Origin of the sequence: Streptomyces sp. NPDC060035, assembly GCF_042736635.1 — a bacterium.
In the GTDB taxonomy this organism is placed as follows: domain Bacteria; phylum Actinomycetota; class Actinomycetes; order Streptomycetales; family Streptomycetaceae; genus Streptomyces.
In genome coordinates, this window is sequence record NZ_JBHWVO010000050.1 from 1 (window position 1) to 15,831 (window position 15,831).

Annotated in this window: 16 protein-coding genes; 6 read left to right on the top strand and 10 right to left on the bottom strand. The window is 72.1% G+C overall.

Annotated elements, in window-relative coordinates:
* Positions 1 to 65: 65 nt before the first annotated feature.
* From ACFWBQ_RS37090 to ACFWBQ_RS37105, 4 genes are read right to left on the bottom strand one after another with little or no spacing between them, the layout of a single operon-like run.
* A complete protein-coding gene (locus ACFWBQ_RS37090; protein ID WP_385508097.1) occupies positions 66 to 215 on the bottom strand; it encodes a hypothetical protein in 150 nt (49 codons plus the stop codon).
* Between the two features lie 60 nt (positions 216 to 275).
* Positions 276 to 1,205 (bottom strand): MBL fold metallo-hydrolase, encoded by a 930-nt coding sequence (locus ACFWBQ_RS37095; protein ID WP_385508099.1) that lies wholly within the window; start codon positions 1,203 to 1,205, stop codon positions 276 to 278.
* Complete coding sequence (locus tag ACFWBQ_RS37100; RefSeq protein WP_385508101.1) at positions 1,202 to 1,744, bottom strand: flavin reductase family protein; 543 nt, start codon at positions 1,742 to 1,744, stop codon at positions 1,202 to 1,204. Before ACFWBQ_RS37100 ends, ACFWBQ_RS37095 begins: the two co-directional genes overlap by 4 nt.
* Positions 1,745 to 1,801: 57 nt before the next feature.
* Entirely contained in the window at positions 1,802 to 2,587 is a 786-nt protein-coding gene (locus ACFWBQ_RS37105) for an SDR family NAD(P)-dependent oxidoreductase (protein WP_329207425.1), read from the bottom strand.
* Between the two features lie 205 nt (positions 2,588 to 2,792).
* On the opposite strand from ACFWBQ_RS37105, the gene ACFWBQ_RS37110 reads away from it, so the two are divergent.
* The 3 genes from ACFWBQ_RS37110 (at position 2,793) to ACFWBQ_RS37120 (ending at position 5,875) form a co-directional block, all read left to right on the top strand.
* On the top strand, positions 2,793 to 3,284 hold the full coding sequence (locus ACFWBQ_RS37110) for an SRPBCC domain-containing protein (RefSeq protein ID WP_385508105.1): 492 nt from the start codon (positions 2,793 to 2,795) through the stop codon (positions 3,282 to 3,284).
* On the top strand, positions 3,281 to 4,426 hold the full coding sequence (locus ACFWBQ_RS37115) for a hydrolase (RefSeq protein WP_385508107.1): 1,146 nt from the start codon (positions 3,281 to 3,283) through the stop codon (positions 4,424 to 4,426). Before ACFWBQ_RS37110 ends, ACFWBQ_RS37115 begins: the two co-directional genes overlap by 4 nt.
* Before the next feature lie 183 nt (positions 4,427 to 4,609).
* Positions 4,610 to 5,875, top strand: coding sequence for a cytochrome P450 (locus tag ACFWBQ_RS37120; protein ID WP_385508111.1), 1,266 nt, complete (start codon positions 4,610 to 4,612; stop codon positions 5,873 to 5,875).
* A gap of 184 nt (positions 5,876 to 6,059) precedes the next feature.
* Here the strand turns inward: ACFWBQ_RS37120 and ACFWBQ_RS37125 are convergent, their stop codons facing one another.
* Genes ACFWBQ_RS37125 through ACFWBQ_RS37135 form a run of 3 tightly spaced genes read right to left on the bottom strand, consistent with a single transcriptional unit; the run spans position 6,060 to position 8,240 of the window.
* Entirely contained in the window at positions 6,060 to 6,626 is a 567-nt protein-coding gene (locus ACFWBQ_RS37125) for a hypothetical protein (RefSeq protein WP_385508114.1), read from the bottom strand.
* The gene (locus ACFWBQ_RS37130) at positions 6,619 to 7,917 is read right to left on the bottom strand and encodes an NAD(P)/FAD-dependent oxidoreductase (RefSeq protein WP_385508118.1); all 1,299 of its coding nucleotides are present in this window, start codon (positions 7,915 to 7,917) and stop codon (positions 6,619 to 6,621) included. Before ACFWBQ_RS37130 ends, ACFWBQ_RS37125 begins: the two co-directional genes overlap by 8 nt.
* Entirely contained in the window at positions 7,917 to 8,240 is a 324-nt protein-coding gene (locus ACFWBQ_RS37135) for a 2Fe-2S iron-sulfur cluster-binding protein (protein ID WP_327114700.1), read from the bottom strand. Before ACFWBQ_RS37135 ends, ACFWBQ_RS37130 begins: the two co-directional genes overlap by 1 nt.
* A gap of 202 nt (positions 8,241 to 8,442) precedes the next feature.
* On the opposite strand from ACFWBQ_RS37135, the gene ACFWBQ_RS37140 reads away from it, so the two are divergent.
* The 3 genes from ACFWBQ_RS37140 to ACFWBQ_RS37150 all read left to right on the top strand — a co-directional run bounded on the left by ACFWBQ_RS37140 (position 8,443) and on the right by ACFWBQ_RS37150 (position 12,715).
* Entirely contained in the window at positions 8,443 to 9,930 is a 1,488-nt protein-coding gene (locus ACFWBQ_RS37140) for an MFS transporter (protein ID WP_385508123.1), read from the top strand.
* Between the two features lie 21 nt (positions 9,931 to 9,951).
* Complete coding sequence (locus ACFWBQ_RS37145; protein ID WP_385508126.1) at positions 9,952 to 11,379, top strand: alpha/beta fold hydrolase; 1,428 nt, start codon at positions 9,952 to 9,954, stop codon at positions 11,377 to 11,379.
* 88 nt (positions 11,380 to 11,467) lie between these two features.
* Positions 11,468 to 12,715 carry a cytochrome P450 gene (locus ACFWBQ_RS37150; protein WP_385508130.1) on the top strand — a complete coding sequence of 416 codons (1,248 nt, stop codon included), beginning with the start codon at positions 11,468 to 11,470 and terminating at the stop codon, positions 12,713 to 12,715.
* Positions 12,716 to 12,785: 70 nt separating this feature from the next.
* Here ACFWBQ_RS37150 and ACFWBQ_RS37155 read toward each other — a convergent pair whose 3' ends face one another.
* Genes ACFWBQ_RS37155 through ACFWBQ_RS37165 form a run of 3 tightly spaced genes read right to left on the bottom strand, consistent with a single transcriptional unit; the run spans position 12,786 to position 15,697 of the window.
* The gene (locus ACFWBQ_RS37155) at positions 12,786 to 13,328 is read right to left on the bottom strand and encodes a VOC family protein (RefSeq protein WP_385508134.1); all 543 of its coding nucleotides are present in this window, start codon (positions 13,326 to 13,328) and stop codon (positions 12,786 to 12,788) included.
* Positions 13,329 to 13,380: 52 nt separating this feature from the next.
* Positions 13,381 to 14,154, bottom strand: a complete 774-nt coding sequence (locus tag ACFWBQ_RS37160; RefSeq protein ID WP_385508140.1) for an SDR family NAD(P)-dependent oxidoreductase — start codon at positions 14,152 to 14,154, stop codon at positions 13,381 to 13,383.
* 28 nt (positions 14,155 to 14,182) lie between these two features.
* Complete coding sequence (locus ACFWBQ_RS37165; protein WP_385508143.1) at positions 14,183 to 15,697, bottom strand: amino acid adenylation domain-containing protein; 1,515 nt, start codon at positions 15,695 to 15,697, stop codon at positions 14,183 to 14,185.
* Positions 15,698 to 15,831 lie beyond the last annotated feature (134 nt).

The following is a 15,831-nucleotide window of genomic DNA, read 5'->3' on the forward strand; positions in this document are numbered from 1 at the left end:
GATGGACGAGGGGCCCAACGCGTTGGGCCCCTCGTCCATGCGCCGGACACCGTTCCGGCAGGCCGTCAGTCGATGCCGCGGCAGATGTGCGGTTCGCTCCCGTCGTCGTCCAGGTCCCCGGCCAGCAGCAGGGGGACCCAGAGGGGTGCCTCGTCCAGCGGTGCGGGTGGCAGTGGCAGTTCCACCATGACGCGGTCCAGCAGCATCGTCTCCATTGACGACTCCTCCTTGAGGTGTGCGAGAGGTGCGATAGGTGTGCGGTGTGCGCCGTACGGTCAGGCGTGGCAGGCCGGCAGCCCTCCGTGGAAGGCGACCATCTCCTTGAAGGACGCCGCCACATCGATACGGGCGCCCGGGGCGAGGCCGTCGAGTTCCGCGTATGCGCGGTGCAGGTTCCCGACCAGCCGCTCGGAGTCCAGGAGCCCGGCGAACGCGCCGATGTCCGCCTCCCGAGCGGCCTGCAGCGGGCCCACGCCGCGCCGCAGACCGTCCTGGGCCAGCCCCTGGAGCAGACGGAGGTACGCCTCCGTCGCGTCGATGAGCTCCGGGCCGCCGACCGGGCCGTGCCCGGGGACCACCACCGCGGGCCCGAGCGCCCGCAGTCGCTCCAGCGCCCGCAGCGAACCGGTGACCGACCCCATGAGGATGTACGGGGTGACCCCCGACCAGACGACGTCACCGGTGAACAGGACCGCGCGCTCGGGCACCCACGCCACGATGTCGTTCGCCGTGTGGGCGGGTCCCACGTGCAGGAGTTCGGTGTGCAGCCCGTCGCCGTGCAGGGTGAGTTCGTCCCGGAAGGTGAGTGCGGGAAGCGTCAGCGGGGTCTCGCCCCACTCCACGTCCGGCCACAGGTGGCGCAGGCCGAGGCCCGCCTCCTGTGTGTCGGCCCGCGTCCCCGCGTGGGCCACGATCACCGCACGCGGGACGAACTGGCCGTTGCCGAAGGTGTGGTCGCCGTGGAAGTGCGTGTTGACGACGTAGTCCGGACCGCCGGGCACGATCCGGGCGACCTCCTCCCTCAGCCGCCGGGTGCGGGACTCGGTCGCCGCCGTGTCCACCAGGACGGAGCGGCCCCCGCCGGCGATCAGGCCCGCGTTGTTGAGGCACCAGCCGCCCTCCGGCTGGACGAAGGCGTACACGTCGTCGGCGACCGGCACCAGTGAGCCGGGCGGTGCCACCCGCGGGGCCTGCGCCGTGGTCACGCGCCCTCCTCCTTCGCAGCGGCGGGCAGCCGGCCGAAACGGCCCTGGTGGAAGAGGAGCGGGTCGGGGGCGGAGAGGCCACCGGACAGGGCGACCACCCTGCCGATGAGGAGCGTGTGGTCCCCGGCCGCGTACTCCGCGTCCAGGACGCACTCGACATACGTCTCCGCGTCGGGCAGTACGGCGTTGCCGGTGACGCCCTCCTCGGCGGACAGCCGCAGCATCGCCGCCCGTCCCTCCGACCGGTCGGGGCGGCAGAACTCCTGCGCCAGGTCGCGCTGCGCCTCCCTCAGCACGTTCACCGCGAAGCTCCCGGCGCGCGAGATCCGCGGCCGCATCCGGCCGTCGGCCTTCACCGACACCAGGATCAGCATCGGGTCGAGCGACACCGAGGTCAGGCTGTTGAGCGTCATGACGATGGTGTCGTCGCCGCTGCCCTGGGTGAGCAGGGTGACGCCCGTGGGGAATCGGCCCATCGCGGTACGGAAGGCGGCCACGTCGGGTTCGGCCAGCAGTGCGCCGGCGGTCACAGCAGTCATGTCAGATACTCCGATTCTGCCCGTGCCATCAGGGCCATGAGTGACGTGCGGGTGGGCTCAGTAGTTGCCGAGTCCGCCACAGACGTTCAGTGCCTGGGCGGTGATCGATCCGGCCGTGTCGGAGGCGAGGTAGCCGACCAGGCCGGCCACCTCCTCGGGGGTGGAGTAACGGCCCAGCGGGATCTTCGCGTTGAACTTGTCCTGGATCTCCTGCTCGCTCACCCCGTAGTGGCCCGCGTAGCCCTGGCGTACGCGCTGTGCCATCGGCGTCTCGACATAGCCCGGGCAGACGGCGTTCACGGTGATCCCGGTCGGGGCGAGCTCCTTGCCGACGGCCTTGGTGAAGCCGATCACGCCGTGCTTGGAGGCCGAGTAGGGCGCGGCGAGTTCGACGCCCTGCTTCCCGCCGGTGGACGCGATGTTGATGATCCGGCCCCAGTCGCCGTCCCGCATCAGGCCGGCCTTGAGCACCTCGCGGGTGACGCGGAACGTGCCGTTCAGATTGGTCTCGATCACGTCGTCCCAGAGGGAGTCCTCCATCTCGGCCGTCACACCGCCGCCGCCCCGGCCCGCGTTGTTCACAAGAATGTCGATCCGCCCGTACTCGGCCACCGCGGCCCGTACGGCCTCCTGGATCTGCTCCAGGGACGTCACGTCGCACACCGTGCCGGCCACTTCGAGGCCCTCTTCACGGAGCTGCTTGACCACCGTGCGTACGCTCTCGGCGCTGCGTGCCACACCGAACACCGCGACCCCCTGCCGGGCGAGCAGCTCGGTCACGGCCAGGCCGATACCGCTGGTCGCACCGGTGACGAAGGCAACTCGTCGTCCCGCGTCTGTCATCGTGCTCTCCCCATCGCTCGTGTCGATCCTGTCCAGGAGCTCGACGGTGGGCCCGTGTCCTTGCGGGGTTCTCGCACGCCGGTGGACCCGGGGTGGAGGCCCGGCCCTCCAGCCGAACTCGACACGGGGCCTAGCACGGGCCGTCAGCGTGGGCGCCATTCGATGCGGCGACCGGGCGGACACCCGGCTGGAGCGAGGAGGCCCCGTGCCCGAGCAGACGCAGACCCTGCCCGACGTCAGGAAGTCGGTGACCGTGGCGGCGACGCCCGACCAATGCTTCAAGGTCTTCACCGAGCGCCCGGTGGACTGGTGGCCGCCGAGCCACATCCTGGTGCGCAAGGAGCGGGCCGGCCTGGCCTTCGAGGCGGGCGTGGGCGGGCGCTACTACGAGTGGGACGTGGAGGGCACCGAGATCGCCTGGGGACGTGTCCTGGAGTGGGTGCCCGGCCGCCGCGTCGCCATGACCTGGCGGATCGACCCCAACTGGCAGTCCATCCCCACCGACGACGGGGCGAGCCAGATCGAGGTGGACTTCGAGGCCGTCGACGCCGGCCACACCAAGGTATCGCTCGCGCACGTCAAGCTGGACCGGCACGGTCCGGGCGCGGAGCGGATCTTCAAGGCGCTGGACGGGCCGAGCCCGGGAGAGACGCTGGAGCGCTTCGCGCAGGCCGTCGCGAACGGGGCCGGAGCATGAGCATCGACGGCAGCGTCATCGACGCCCCGGCGGCCCCCGCGGCCACGGACACGGGCCTGGTCCCGGCCGCCGACCGGCTGCGGCTGCTCGCGGCCCTGCACGCGGCCGACGCGGACACCGGGCGCAGCCTGTCCCGCGAGGTCACCGACGCGATACGCGAGGCCGGGTTCGCCCGGCACTTCGTGTCCGCCCGCTTCGGCGGCACGGAGGGCTCCTTCGCGGAGCTGACCCGGGCCGTCGTCTCCGTCGGCGAGGGCTGTGCCGCCTCGGCCTGGTGTGCGTCGCTCGCCGCGTACTCGGCGCGCTTCGCCTCCCACCTGCCCGAGGAGGGCCACCAGGCGCTGTGGGGCGCAGGCCCCGACACGGTCGTGGCGACCGGGCTGATGCCCGCCGGGCGGGCCAGGCCCGTGGACGGCGGCTGGCAGGTCACCGGCCAGTGGGCGTACGTCAGCGGCATCGACTTCGCGGACTGGGCGATGGTCTGCGCGGCGGTCGGAGGCGGTGAGGGCCCGCCGCAGCTGCGCTTCTTCACCATGCCCCGGGGCGCGTACACCGTGCGCGAGACCTGGGACAGCGTCGGTATGCGGGCCACCGGCAGCCACACGGTCGTCGTCGACGACGTGTTCGTACCGGCGCACCTGTCCTTCGACCGCACCGACATGCTCACCGGTCGCAACGCCACCTCCCGGGTGGCCTCCCACAACGTGCCCTTCCAGGCCGTCGGCGGGCTCACCTTCATCGCCCCCGTCGTAGGCGCGGCCACCGGCGCCCTGGCGGCGTGCGCGGGATCGATCACCGGCCGGCGGCGCAACCAGACCGCCGAGCTGACCATGGTCCGCGCGTCCGGCCGGGTCGACGCGGCGCGTCACCTCGTGGAGGAGAACGCCCACGTCCTGGACGGGCGGCTGTTCACCCCCGAGCACATGGCGCGCAACGAGCGCAACGCCACCTACGCCGCCGAGACCCTGCGCGAGGCAGCCGCGCTGCTGGTCGGCGCGGCCGGTACCGGAGGGCTGGGTGAGGGGCACGCCCTGCAGCGGTTCTGGCGGGACATCACGTCGGCCACCAGCCATGTCGCACTCCAGTACGACACGGCGGCCCGGAAGAACTACTCGGCTGTGCTGCTCGGCCCCGCCGAGTGAGCCGAGCCGCCGCACGGCGGGAGGGGGCGTCCGGGATGTTCCGGGCGCCCCCTCCCGTGTGTGCGGCGTCGCTCCAAGGCCCCGGAAGACATCTCAACGGACTCCAGTTCGGGGCGACTTGGCCTCCATCGGCAGTCCGTACGTTGAGGCCCGACCCGTAACGCCCCAAGCGGAGGTTTCGTCGTGACAGTCACCCAGGAGACAGCCACCCAGGAGACGGCGCCCCAGGGCACCGGCTGCCCGGTGGCGGGCACGTTCCCCTTCACCGGATCCAGCTACCGCGGCCCGGCTCCCGCGTACGGCCGGCTGCGCACCGAACAGCCGGTGGTGAAGGTGCCCACCGCAGGAGGTGTGGACGCCTGGCTGATCACCCGTTACGAGGACGTGCGCCGGCTGTCCGCCGACGCCCGGCTCAGCCGCGCCCAGGCCTGTGGCGAAGGTGCCCCCCGGGTGGGCGGCACGATGCACACCACTCCAGAGATGATCATCTCGCTGGACGCTCCCGAACACTCGCGGCTGCGCAAGCTGGTCGCCGGCGCGTTCACCATGCGGCGGGTCGAGCGCATGCGGGAGAACGTCCAGCGGGTCACGGACGAGCTGCTCGACGACATGGAGGCCAAGGACGGCGCCGTGGACCTCGTCCAGCAGCTGGCGGTGCCGCTGCCGCTGACCGTCATCGGGGAGCTCCTGGGCGTCCCGTCGCAGGACCTGCGGGAGTTCGAGCAGTGGGCGCGCGCCTTCGCGACCGTCGACGACCGGGCAGGCGGCGAGGCGTCCCTGCACGCGCTGGGCAAGCTCAGTGAGTACATCGTCGGGCTGATCGCCGAGAAGCGGGCCAACCCCTCCGACGACATGCTGTCCGAGCTCATCGCCGCCCGCGACGACAACGACCGGCTCAGCGAGCCCGAGCTGGTCACCTTCGGCTTCACCCTGATCGGGGCCGGCTTCGACACCACGGCCAACCAGCTGGCCAACTCCGTACTGGCCCTGCTGGTCGACCACCAGGAGCAGTGGCGCTACCTGGTCGAGGACCACTCCCGCATCCCGAAGGCGGTCGAGGAACTCCTGCGGCACGTCAACCTGTTCGCCACCGACACCTCCGGCTTCCCGCGCATCGCGGCCGAGGACATCGAGGTCGGCGACGTGACGATCCCGAAGGGCGACGCCGTCCTGCTCTCGCTCGCCTCGGCCAACCGGGACGCGGAGATCTTCGATGAGCCGGACCGGCTCGATCTGGGCCGTGAGCGCAACCCGCACATCTCCTTCGGCCACGGGATGCACTACTGCCTGGGCAAGCACCTGGGGCGGATGGAGATGGAGATCGCCATCGAGGGCCTCGTGCGACGCTTCCCGAATCTGAAGCTCGCGGTGCCGGAGAGCGAACTGCCCTGGCACACCGGCGAGATCAACCACACGCTGACCAGCCTCCCGGTCGTCCGGGGCGACTGAGCCGGCAGGCACACAGGAACGGTCCCGGCCCCCTCGTCCTCCTTCACGGGTACAAGAAGAAGGGCGAGGGGGCCGGGACCGTTCCTGTGCCCGCGCACGGGCGGCACGAGCCGCGCCCGCCTTCCGCTCGCAGGAGCGGGAGGCGGGCGCGCGGGGCGTGCGGTGCGGGCTTCGCGGAAAGCGGTCAGGAAGCCGGGGCCGGGGAGACCCAGGTCGCGGTGGAGTCGACGTCGACCGGGCCCTGCGGCGGAAGGTCCTCGCTGACGGTGACGAAGGCGTACGCGGACGTGCTGAAGGTCCTGCCGGATATCCTGCCCATGTGGACGGCCTGGACATTGCCCAGGATGGCGCCGCCCTCCGCGCCCCCATGGGTGATGTAGAAGGCGATGGTGCCGTCCTTCTTCTCCGTCCAGAAGCCGGTGGCCTCGTACAGCGGCTGGCCGTTCTCGTCCGGCGGGCCCTCGGCCGACAGCTGGTGGTCCGCGCGGAAGGTGAACCGCGGGGTTGTGGTGGACACACCGTCGGGCGCGTGGACGTTGACCGTGAGGTCCCAGACCCCGGCCAGCGACAGCTGGGCACGCGGGTGGCGCCCGGTCTCACCGGCGGTCGCCGACGCGGTACCGAAGCCGGCCAGGACCGCCAGCACGGCCAGCCAGACGCCGAGGACCTGCAGGGTGACCGGACGGGGGCGCCGGGACGGCGCGGGGGCGGGGATTGTCGCGCTCGTGGGCGCCGACGTGGTTTCAGGCATGGACGGACAGCCTTTCCTGGGTGGTGGTTGGGCGGGACGGTGAAGCTGTGGGGGTGGTGGGGGTGCGGGGGAGTCTCTTGAGGTCGAAGCCCGGCTGCCGGACGGTCTCGGGCGACAGATCGGTGCCGGCCGTGAGCAGCCGCCGGGCTATGCCGTGGTCCGCGGGACGGTTCACCGACTCGACGCCGGTCAGCCGGCCCGCGCGGAAGCAGAAGACGGAGAACCTGCCGTCGGCGCGGTCGCCGACGGTGACCGTCTCGTCGTGGCCCGCCGTCAGCCCCGCGATCTGCAGCCGCAGCGCGTACTGCTCGGACCAGAACCAGGGCACAGCGGTGTACGCGTAGGGCTCGCCACAGATCGCCGCGGCCACGCACTTGGCCTGGTCGGAGGCGTTCTGGACGGACTCCACCCGGACATGGCGGCCCGCGTGCGGGCTCGGGAAACGCGCGCAGTCACCGAGGGCGAAGATGTCCGGGTCGCTGGTGCGCAGCTGCGCGTCCACGACCACGCCGTCACCGACGAGCAGGTCCGCGGAGAGCGCCAGTTCGATGTTCGGCAGGACGCCGACGCCGACCACGATCAGGTCCGCGGCGATCCGCTCGCCGCCGTCCAGCTCCATGACCTGGACCCGGCCCTCGCCGTCGCCGAAGAGTGCGGTCACCTCGCGGCCCAGCAGCACGCGTACGCCCCGCTCACGGTGCTCGGCGACGATCCGGTCCGACACCGTGGGAGTGAGCGCGCGGGCCAGGGCCCGGGGCTGCGCCTCCACCACGGTCACCTCGTGCCCGAGGCCGCGGGCGGTCGCCGCCACCTCCAGGCCGATGAAACCGGCGCCGACCACGACGAGCCTGCGGGGCGGCCCGCTGAGCCGCAGCCGCAGGTCCTCGGCGTCGGCCAGGCCGCGCAGCGACAGCACCCCGGTCAGCAAGGCGCCGGGCACGGGCAGGGTGCGGGGCCGGGAACCGGTCGCCAGGACCAGGTTGTCGTACGGCAGCCGCAGCCCCGACTCCAGGAGGACGGTGCGCCGTTCGCGGTCGAGGGAGGCCACCCGGTCACCGGACAGCAGCTCGATGTCCTGTTCCGCGTAGAACGACGGGGGCCGCAGCGCGATCTCCTCGGCCGTCACCGTGCCCGCCAGATAGCCCTTCGACAACGGCGGCCGGTAGGAGGGCCCGGGCGGCTCGTCGCCGATGAGCGTGATCCGGCCCCGGAAGCCCCGGCTGCGCAGGGCGCAGGCCGTGTCGAAGCCCGCCTGGCCCGCGCCGACCACGACGACCGCGTGCGCGGCCATCAGCTCTGCGCCTCGGGCAGGTGGACCAGCAGCCCGTCGATCTCGTCACCGACGGGCAACTGGCAGCTCAGCCGACTGAACTCGGTGCGCTCGCAGGCGGTGCCGTACAGCACGTCGTCCTCGACGGAGTCCATCTCGGGCAGCGGCAGCGTGTTCGCCTCGTCGACGTACACATGGCAGGTGCCGCACTGGGCGGAGCCGCCGCACTGGGCCTCGATGCCGTCGACGTTGTTGAGCTTCGCACCGCGCATGACCGTGTTGGGCGCCTGGACGTCGACGATGGTGACGGTACCGTTCGGATGCTTGTAGGTGATCTTGGCCATGGCGAGCTCTCCTCGTGGAATGTCGGCCAGCCGTGCGGAAGTACGGCACCGGACTGTGGGATACGTCCCTGCAGTCCCGGTGGAGGGGATCTCGACCGCGCGTGCCCGCACGACCGGGGCGCCACGCAGGGCGGACCGGCGCTCGAGCGTGCGTCGACACGCGGTCCGGCGGCGGTCCATCGGCGGGGCGCAGCGTGCCCGCATGACTGTGACCGAACGGACGCGACAGACGCCCGCCCCGCCCGGCAGGGCCGGCCCCCGGACCGGACCGGTGCTCGTCGCCTGCTGCCTGGGCCAGTTCATGAACGTGCTGGATGCCTCGGTGGTGAACGTGGCGCTGCCCGTCATCGCCGGTGACCTCGACTTCGACCGGCACAACCTGCAGCTCGTCAACAACGCCTACACGGTGGTGGTCTGCGGCTTCCTGCTGCTGGGCGGCCGGCTCGCGGACCTGTTCGGCCAGCGCAGGATCTTCCTGTGCGGAGTCGCCCTGTTCACCCTCGCCAGCGCGGTCGGCGGAGCAGCCGACGCCCCGGGCACGCTGATCCTCGCCCGCGCCTTCCAGGGGCTCGGCGCCGCGGTCATGGCGCCCGCCACGCTCACCGTGCTCGGGACGACCTTCACCGAACCCGGCGCACGGGCACGGGCCTTCGGATGGTGGAGCGCCGTCTCCGGGACGGCCGGGGCGATCGGGGTACTGGCCGGCGGGGTGATCACCGAGTGGTTCTCCTGGCGGTGGATCTTCCTGATCAACGTCCCCATCGGGATCGCCCTGTTCGCCGCCGTCCGCTGGGTGGTACCGGAGACCCGGCCGCAGGGCGAGGGCCGTGCCCACCACCGCCTCGACCTGCCCGGGGCGGTCACGGTCACGCTCGGGCTGATGAGCACCGTGTACGGGGTCTCGGAGTCACATGTGCACGGCTGGGGGTCCGTGCGGGTGCTCGGACCTCTGCTGGCCGGTGCCGCCCTGCTCGTTACCTTCCTGGTGATCCAGGCACGGTTCGCCCGTCACCCCCTGGTGCCGCTCGGAATCTTCCGCAACCGCTCCGTGGCCGCCGCCAACCTCGTCGCCTTCTTCGGCATCGCCGCGCTCTTCAGCACCTTCTACTTCTTCACCCTGCTGCTCCAACAGGTGCTCGGCTACAGCCCGCTGGTCACCGGCCTGAGCTATCTGCCGCTGTCGCTGGGCATGGCGCTCGGCGGCTGGGGCATCGCCTCCGTCGTCCCCCGCACCGGGCCGCGCCCGGTCCTGCTCGGCGGCCTCGGGCTGTCCGCCGCAGCGCTGTTCTGGCTCGCCCGGGTGGACGCGGGCGCCACGTACACCGTGGATGTGCTGGGCCCCGCCGTGCTGCTCGGCTTCGGTATGGGCGCGGTGCTGAACGCCACGACGAACGCCGCCACCGCCGGACTCCCCGCCCATCAGGCCGGGCTGGCCTCCGGGCTGCTCAACACCACCCGGCAGCTCGGCAGCGCGGCCGGTCTGGTGACGCTGGCCGCGCTGTCCGCGGCCCGCATCGACGCCCGCGTCGCCGCCGGGGCCGGCACGACAAACGCCCTCGCCTCCGGCTACGGACTGGCGCTCACCTGGGCGGCCCTGTTCGCGGTGGCCGGGCTGGTGGCCGCCCTGTTCGTGCCGGTCCGGGAACGTTCCAGTACCCCTCGAGGCGCTACCGAGAGTCTGGCGGCCTGACGAGAACGGAGGTTTGCGGTGGTGAGCGAGTTCCACACACAGCGGCCGGCATGGTCGCCCGCACCGGACGACGACCGGACCGAGCACGCGACGATCGAGGTCCCCCGCGACTACACCGACCCGGGGGGCGAGCGGATCACGCTCGCCCTCAGCCGCCGCCGCGCCACCGACCCGGCGAGGCGGCGCGGTGTCCTGCTGGCTGTCAACGGCGGCCCCGGCGGCGACTGGGGGCACGGCGTCGGCCTGCCCGGCAAGTTCGCCGGAACCCCCCTCGAGGAGGTGTACGACCTCATCGGCTTCGACCCGCGCGGCACCGCCGGGTCGACCCGGCTGTACGCCGAAGTGGCCGTTCCCGCCCAGCCGTTCGACTCCCGGCCGCCGGACGGCGTGTTCGCGGGACTGGCCGAGGACATGCGGCTGCGCGAGGAGGCTTGCGCACGGGGCGGCGGGGAGCTGCGCCCGCACATCAGCACCCCCAACACCGCCCGGGACATGGACGTGATCCGCGCCGTGCTCGGCGAGGAGCGGATCAGCTTCGTCGGGTACGCGTACGGCGCCTATGTCGGGGCCGTCTACGGCAGCCTCTTCCCGGCCGCCCTGGACCGACTGGTCCTGGACTCCTGCGTCGGCCCGCAGTGGACGTGGCGCGAGCAGTTCCTCCAGCAGGGCGACGCCGTCCAGCGCAACGTCGACCTGTGGGCACGCTGGACCGGCGAGCGGCACGGCGCCTTCGCCGTCGGCGCCTCGGCCGAGCAGGTGCTCACCACCGTGGAGGAGGCGGTCGCCGCCCTGGAGTCGCTGCCGCAGGACGCCGTACGGCTGCGCACCCTGTTCGACGGTGCCGTGGGCAACCGGGCCGCCGACCGCGGCCAGTGGGCCTCTCTCGCCGTCCTGGTCGCCGGGGTGCACCGGGCGGCCGGCGAGGGCGACCCGGACGCCTGCCGCGACCTGCTCGCCGAACAGGGCACCTGGCGGCCCGCGGACAGTGAGGGCGATCTGCGCGTCGGCGTCCTGGAGGCCATCACGCTGGAGCACGCCTGGCCGTCCGACCTGGAGGTGTACTACCAGGACATGCGGGAGTTCCGTAAGCGGTTCCCGTACGGCTACGGGGTGCTCCGGGCCTCGCCGTGGGTGGGCGCCTTCCGTGCGTTCGAGGCTGCCGAGGAGCCGGTGGCGATCACCCGCGACGGCTACGCGGCCGGTCTGATCGTGCAGGCCGACGGCGACCCGATGGACCACTACGACGGCGGCGTGGCCATGGCCGAGCTCGTCGGCCACCATCTGCTCACCGTCGAGGACTCGGGCGAGCACGAGGTGTACGTACTGGGCGGCAACCCGCACGTCGACGCCGTCGTGCACCGCTACCTGGTGGACGGCACCCTGCCGCCCGCACGCTCCGCCTGCCCGGGCCGCACCCCGCGCCCGGACATCCCGGCGGACCCGGCCTGAGCGGGTCGAGTCCGAAGCAACTCTGTGTCCAGCAGCGCCTTCTACGGTGCCGCACAACCGTGTCAACTGTGGAGGTGCTGTTGTGTCCGTGACCGAGTACGGGAGCGAGTCCGTGACCGATGAGGACCGGGACATGAAGGTGTTCCCGCTCGCCGGCTCGTCCTACCGCTGCCCCGCCCCGCAGTACGCCGGGCTGCGGGCCGGGCAGCCGGTCGTACGGGTGCGTACCGAGGGCGGCGTGGACGCCTGGCTCGTGACCGCCTACGACGAGGCCCGGGAGGCGCTGGCGGATCCGCGGCTGAGCCGCGCCGAGACCGTGAAGCCGGGGGCACCCCGGATCGGCGGGGCGATGACCTCGACGCCCGAAATGATCATTTCGATGGACGGGTCCGAGCACTCGCGGCTGCGCCGGCTCGCGGCCGGGGCGTTCACCGCCCGGCGTATCGAGCAGATGAGGCCGGGCATCCAGCGGATCGCGGACGGAATGCTCGACGGTCTCGCCGGGTCCGGCGGACCGGTCGACCTGGTCGAGCGGTTCACCGTACCCATGCCGCTGACCGTCATCGGTGAGCTGCTGGGTGTGCCGATGAGGGTCCTGCGGCTGTTCGCCGCCAACGCACGGGACTTCGTCACCGTCGACGACCAGGGCGAGGACTCGGACTCGGTCAACGGCCTCGCCAAGCTGAACGAGTACATGGTCGAGGTCGTCGCGGAGAAGCGCGAGAACCCCACCCAGGACCTGCTGTCGGATCTGATCGCGGCCAGGGACAGCGGTGACCGGCTCAGCGAGACGGAGCTGGTCACCTTTGCCTTCACCCTCATCGGGGCCGGCTTCGACACCACGGCCAACCAGCTCGCCAGCTCCGTCCTCGCGCTCATCGCACACCACCGCGACCAGTGGAACTGGCTGGCCGAGGACCGCTCCCGGATCCCGAAGGCGGTCGAGGAACTGCTGCGGCACGTCAATCTCTTCTCCACGGACTCGGCCGGCAACCCGCGCATCGCCGTGGAGGACATGGAACTCGGCGGGGTGAAGATCGCCAGGGGCGACGCCGTGGTGATCGCCATCTCCTCGGCCAACCGCGACGGGAGGGTCTTCCCCGACCCCGACCGCCTCGACCTCGGCCGCTCCCACAATCCGCATCTCTCCTTCGGCCACGGCATGCACCTGTGCCTGGGCAAGCAACTGACGCGGATGGAGCTGGAGATCGCCATCGACGGCCTGGTCCGGCGCTTCCCCGATCTCAGGCTCGCCGTACCGGAGAGCGAGGTCCCCTGGCACCTGGGCGGGATCAACCACGCCCTGGAGACCCTGCCGGTCACCTGGGGATCCTGATCCGGGAACACAGCAGTTGAGCCCCCGCCCTTCCCGGGCGGGGGCTCAACTGCTCGGCGGGGAGCCGCTGTCAGCCGGTGGGCGCGTCCTGCTGCACCTCGGCGGGGTCCGCCCCGGCGATCCAGGCGTCCATGGACGGCTTCATCAGGGTGTTGAGCAGCTCGACCCGGATGCCGCCCAGCCCACGGTGGTAGACCCACATCAGGGTGCCGTCGGTCGCGGTGTCGTTGGAGGCCTCCACCTCCAGCCCCAGTTCCACGAGCGCCGCGGACATGGCCTCGATCCGGTCGTTCTCGGCCCAGTAGCCCACGTGGTGGGCCCCGTTGGTGCCGTCGGACACCCAGACGGTGCCCGGGATGGCCTCGACGAGTTCGAGCCGCGGCTCCTCCAGCGAGAGCACGAAGCGCTGGTCGCCGTGCTGGAGGCCGCCCGGGGTACGCGCCGTCACCTGGAGCTCCATCACGCTGGTCCAGCGGTAGCCCGCCAGTTCGCTCAGTGTCTTCATCGCCAGGTCCAGGTCCTCCACGACCAGACCGGTGTGGAAGAGGGCCTCGGGATTGAGCACCGGGCCCGGTACGGGGCTGCCGTCCTGCCGGTCCACTGTCTGCGACATCGGTGTGCCGTCCTTTCCTTCTTCGGGTTCGGTTCCTCGGTCCCGCGTGGGCTCAGACCTGCTTGGCCCGTACGAGATCGGCGCCGCCGTCCATCGTGAGGATCTGGCCCGTCATCCACGCGCTGCTCGGCGCGGCGAGCAGAGTGATCCACTGCGACACGTCCTCGGGCACGCCCGTCACACCCAGCGGCACGCTCTTCGCCGCCTGCGCGAAGAGCTCGTCCACCTGCTCGGGGGCCATGCCGTGGCTCTCGTACACCTCGGTACGCACCCAGCCGGGAGCCACCGCGTTCACCCGGATGCCCTTCGGGGCCAGCTCCAGTGCCCAGGAGCGGGTGAAGGTGTTCACCGCGGCCTTGCTCGCCGCGTACACCGAGGCCATCGGTGTCGGGTTGTGGCCGGCCGGGCTGGTGACGAACACGATGCTGCCGCCCGGCGAACGCAGCGCGGGGAGCAGCCGGTTGGTGAGGATCACGGTGCCGAGCACATTGACGTCGAACAGCTCGCGGGCCGCCTGGGCATCGATGCTGCCCGCCGCGCCGATGGTGTGGACACCGGCGTTGTGGACCAGGACGTCGAGGGCGCCGCCCAGCTCGCCGACGGCCTCGGCGACCGCGTCCGCGCCGCTCTGCGTGCTCACATCGGCGCGGACCGGGACGATGGCCGGGTGCAGTGCCGCCACCTCGGCCAGGCGGTCGGCCCGGCGCCCGGTGACGATCACACCCGCGGCACCCTGCTTGGCGAAGTCGAGGGCGGTGGCACGGCCGATGCCGGTGGCACCGCCCGTGACCACGACGTACTGGTTCGTGAACGGATGGTTGGTCATGCTCGCCCTTTCAGGTCGGCTCGGGAGATCAGACGTAGATGGACTTCGACGTCCAGTCGGGGGTGGGCAGGGCCTTGCGGTCGGCCTTGCCGTTCCCGGTGATGGGCAGCTCCGCCAGTGAGACGAAGGCTGCGGGGATCATGTGCTCGGGCACGCGTTCGCGCAGATACGAGCGCAGGGCGCGCCGGTCGAGGGCGTCGGCCTCCGGCACCACCCACGCCACCAGCCGGCGGTCGCCCAGGTGGCTCTCCCGGACGCCGACCGCCGCGCCGCGCACCTGCGGATGGCCGGCGAGGACGCTCTCGAGCTCACCGGGCTCGATACGAAAGCCCCGCAGCTTGAACTGGTCGTCGTTGCGGCCGAGGAATTCGATGACCCCGTCGGGGCGCCGCCTGGCCAGGTCGCCGCTGCGGTAGAACCGCCCGGCCGTGCTGTCCCAGGGAGCCGTGACGAAGGCCTTCTCCGTGAGGTCGGGGCGCCGCCAGTAGCCCCGGGACACTCCCGCGCCGCCGATCCACAGCTCGCCGGGGGTGCCGTCGGGCAGCGGCAGGCCGGAGTCGCCGACGATACGGACGTCGACGTTCTGCAGCGGGGTGCCGATCGGCACGGAGTGGCCGAGGTCCTCCTGCGCGCCGATCCGGTGGCAGACGGCGAACGTGGTGGTCTCGGTCGGTCCGTAACCGTTGACGATCCGGCAGCCGGGGACGGCGGCCTGCAGTTCGCGGATGTGCGGGACGGAAAGCACGTCACCGCCGGCCAGCAGCGTGCGCAGCCCGCTGAACGCCTTGACGTCCACATCGATCTGCCGGTGGAAGAGCGCGGCGGTCAGCCAGAGCACGGTGATGCCCTCGTCGCGCAGCAGGGCGCCGAGCTCCTCGGCCTGGATCTGGCGCGGCGGAGCGAGCACCAGCCGGGCCCCGTTGAGGAGTGCGCCCCAGATCTCGAACGTGGCGGCGTCGAAGGCGACGGGCGCCAACTGCAGGATCCGGTCGTCGGGGCCCAGTTCCACGTAGTTGGGGTCCGTCACCAGGTTGGTGATGTTGCGGTGCTCGACCATGACGGCCTTCGGGCGGCCCGTGGATCCCGAGGTGTACATCAGATAGGCGAGGTCCCCGGGCCGGACCGTGGCGGCCCCCGGCGGCACCGGCAGGTCCGCCGCCGGGCGGGCAGGTACCTGCAGGACCGGGATGCCGTACGGGGCGAAGCGGCCGGCGTCGTCCGGCTCGCACAGGACGGCACGTATCTCCGCGTCCGCGAACACCTCGGCCACTCGTGCGGCCGGGTCGTCGAGGCCGATGGGCACGAACGCCGCGCCGGCTCCCAGCACGCCGAGCAGTGCGGCGACGAGTCCGGGGGAGCGCTCCAGGCAGACCGCGATCCGGTCGCCCGCCGCCGCCCGGGCGCCGTCCGTGAGCTCCCGCGACACCTCCCGCGCCCAGCGGTCGAGCCCGGCGTAGGTCAGGTGGTCGTCCCCGGCGGAGACCGCCACGGTGTCGGGGGCCTCGGCGGCCCGACGGCGAAACGCTGCGACTACCGATGTCATCGGCCTGTCTCCTCTCGAGGTGCCCGGGGCGGCAGGGTCTGCGAACCGGCTCGAATGCCGGTGGAACCGGTCATGTCTTCGCACGGGTCGAGGCACGCGCGAGTGCGGCCCGGTTCACTGAATTGCCGGCTCCG

What these genes read in the sequence shown, in the direction of transcription:
- ACFWBQ_RS37160 (WP_385508140.1), bottom strand. Translation starts at nt 14,154, where the DNA reads ATGACCAACCATCCGTTCACGAACCAGTACGTCGTGGTCACGGGCGGT.
- ACFWBQ_RS37100 (WP_385508101.1), bottom strand. Translation starts at nt 1,744, where the DNA reads ATGACTGCTGTGACCGCCGGCGCACTGCTGGCCGAACCCGACGTGGCC.
- ACFWBQ_RS37130 (WP_385508118.1), bottom strand. Translation starts at nt 7,917, where the DNA reads ATGGCCGCGCACGCGGTCGTCGTGGTCGGCGCGGGCCAGGCGGGCTTC.
- ACFWBQ_RS37135 (WP_327114700.1), bottom strand. Translation starts at nt 8,240, where the DNA reads ATGGCCAAGATCACCTACAAGCATCCGAACGGTACCGTCACCATCGTC.
- ACFWBQ_RS37140 (WP_385508123.1), top strand. Translation starts at nt 8,443, where the DNA reads ATGACTGTGACCGAACGGACGCGACAGACGCCCGCCCCGCCCGGCAGG.
- ACFWBQ_RS37115 (WP_385508107.1), top strand. Translation starts at nt 3,281, where the DNA reads ATGAGCATCGACGGCAGCGTCATCGACGCCCCGGCGGCCCCCGCGGCC.
- ACFWBQ_RS37090 (WP_385508097.1), bottom strand. Translation starts at nt 215, where the DNA reads ATGGAGACGATGCTGCTGGACCGCGTCATGGTGGAACTGCCACTGCCA.
- ACFWBQ_RS37105 (WP_329207425.1), bottom strand. Translation starts at nt 2,587, where the DNA reads ATGACAGACGCGGGACGACGAGTTGCCTTCGTCACCGGTGCGACCAGC.
- ACFWBQ_RS37165 (WP_385508143.1), bottom strand. Translation starts at nt 15,697, where the DNA reads ATGACATCGGTAGTCGCAGCGTTTCGCCGTCGGGCCGCCGAGGCCCCC.
- ACFWBQ_RS37155 (WP_385508134.1), bottom strand. Translation starts at nt 13,328, where the DNA reads ATGTCGCAGACAGTGGACCGGCAGGACGGCAGCCCCGTACCGGGCCCG.
- ACFWBQ_RS37125 (WP_385508114.1), bottom strand. Translation starts at nt 6,626, where the DNA reads ATGCCTGAAACCACGTCGGCGCCCACGAGCGCGACAATCCCCGCCCCC.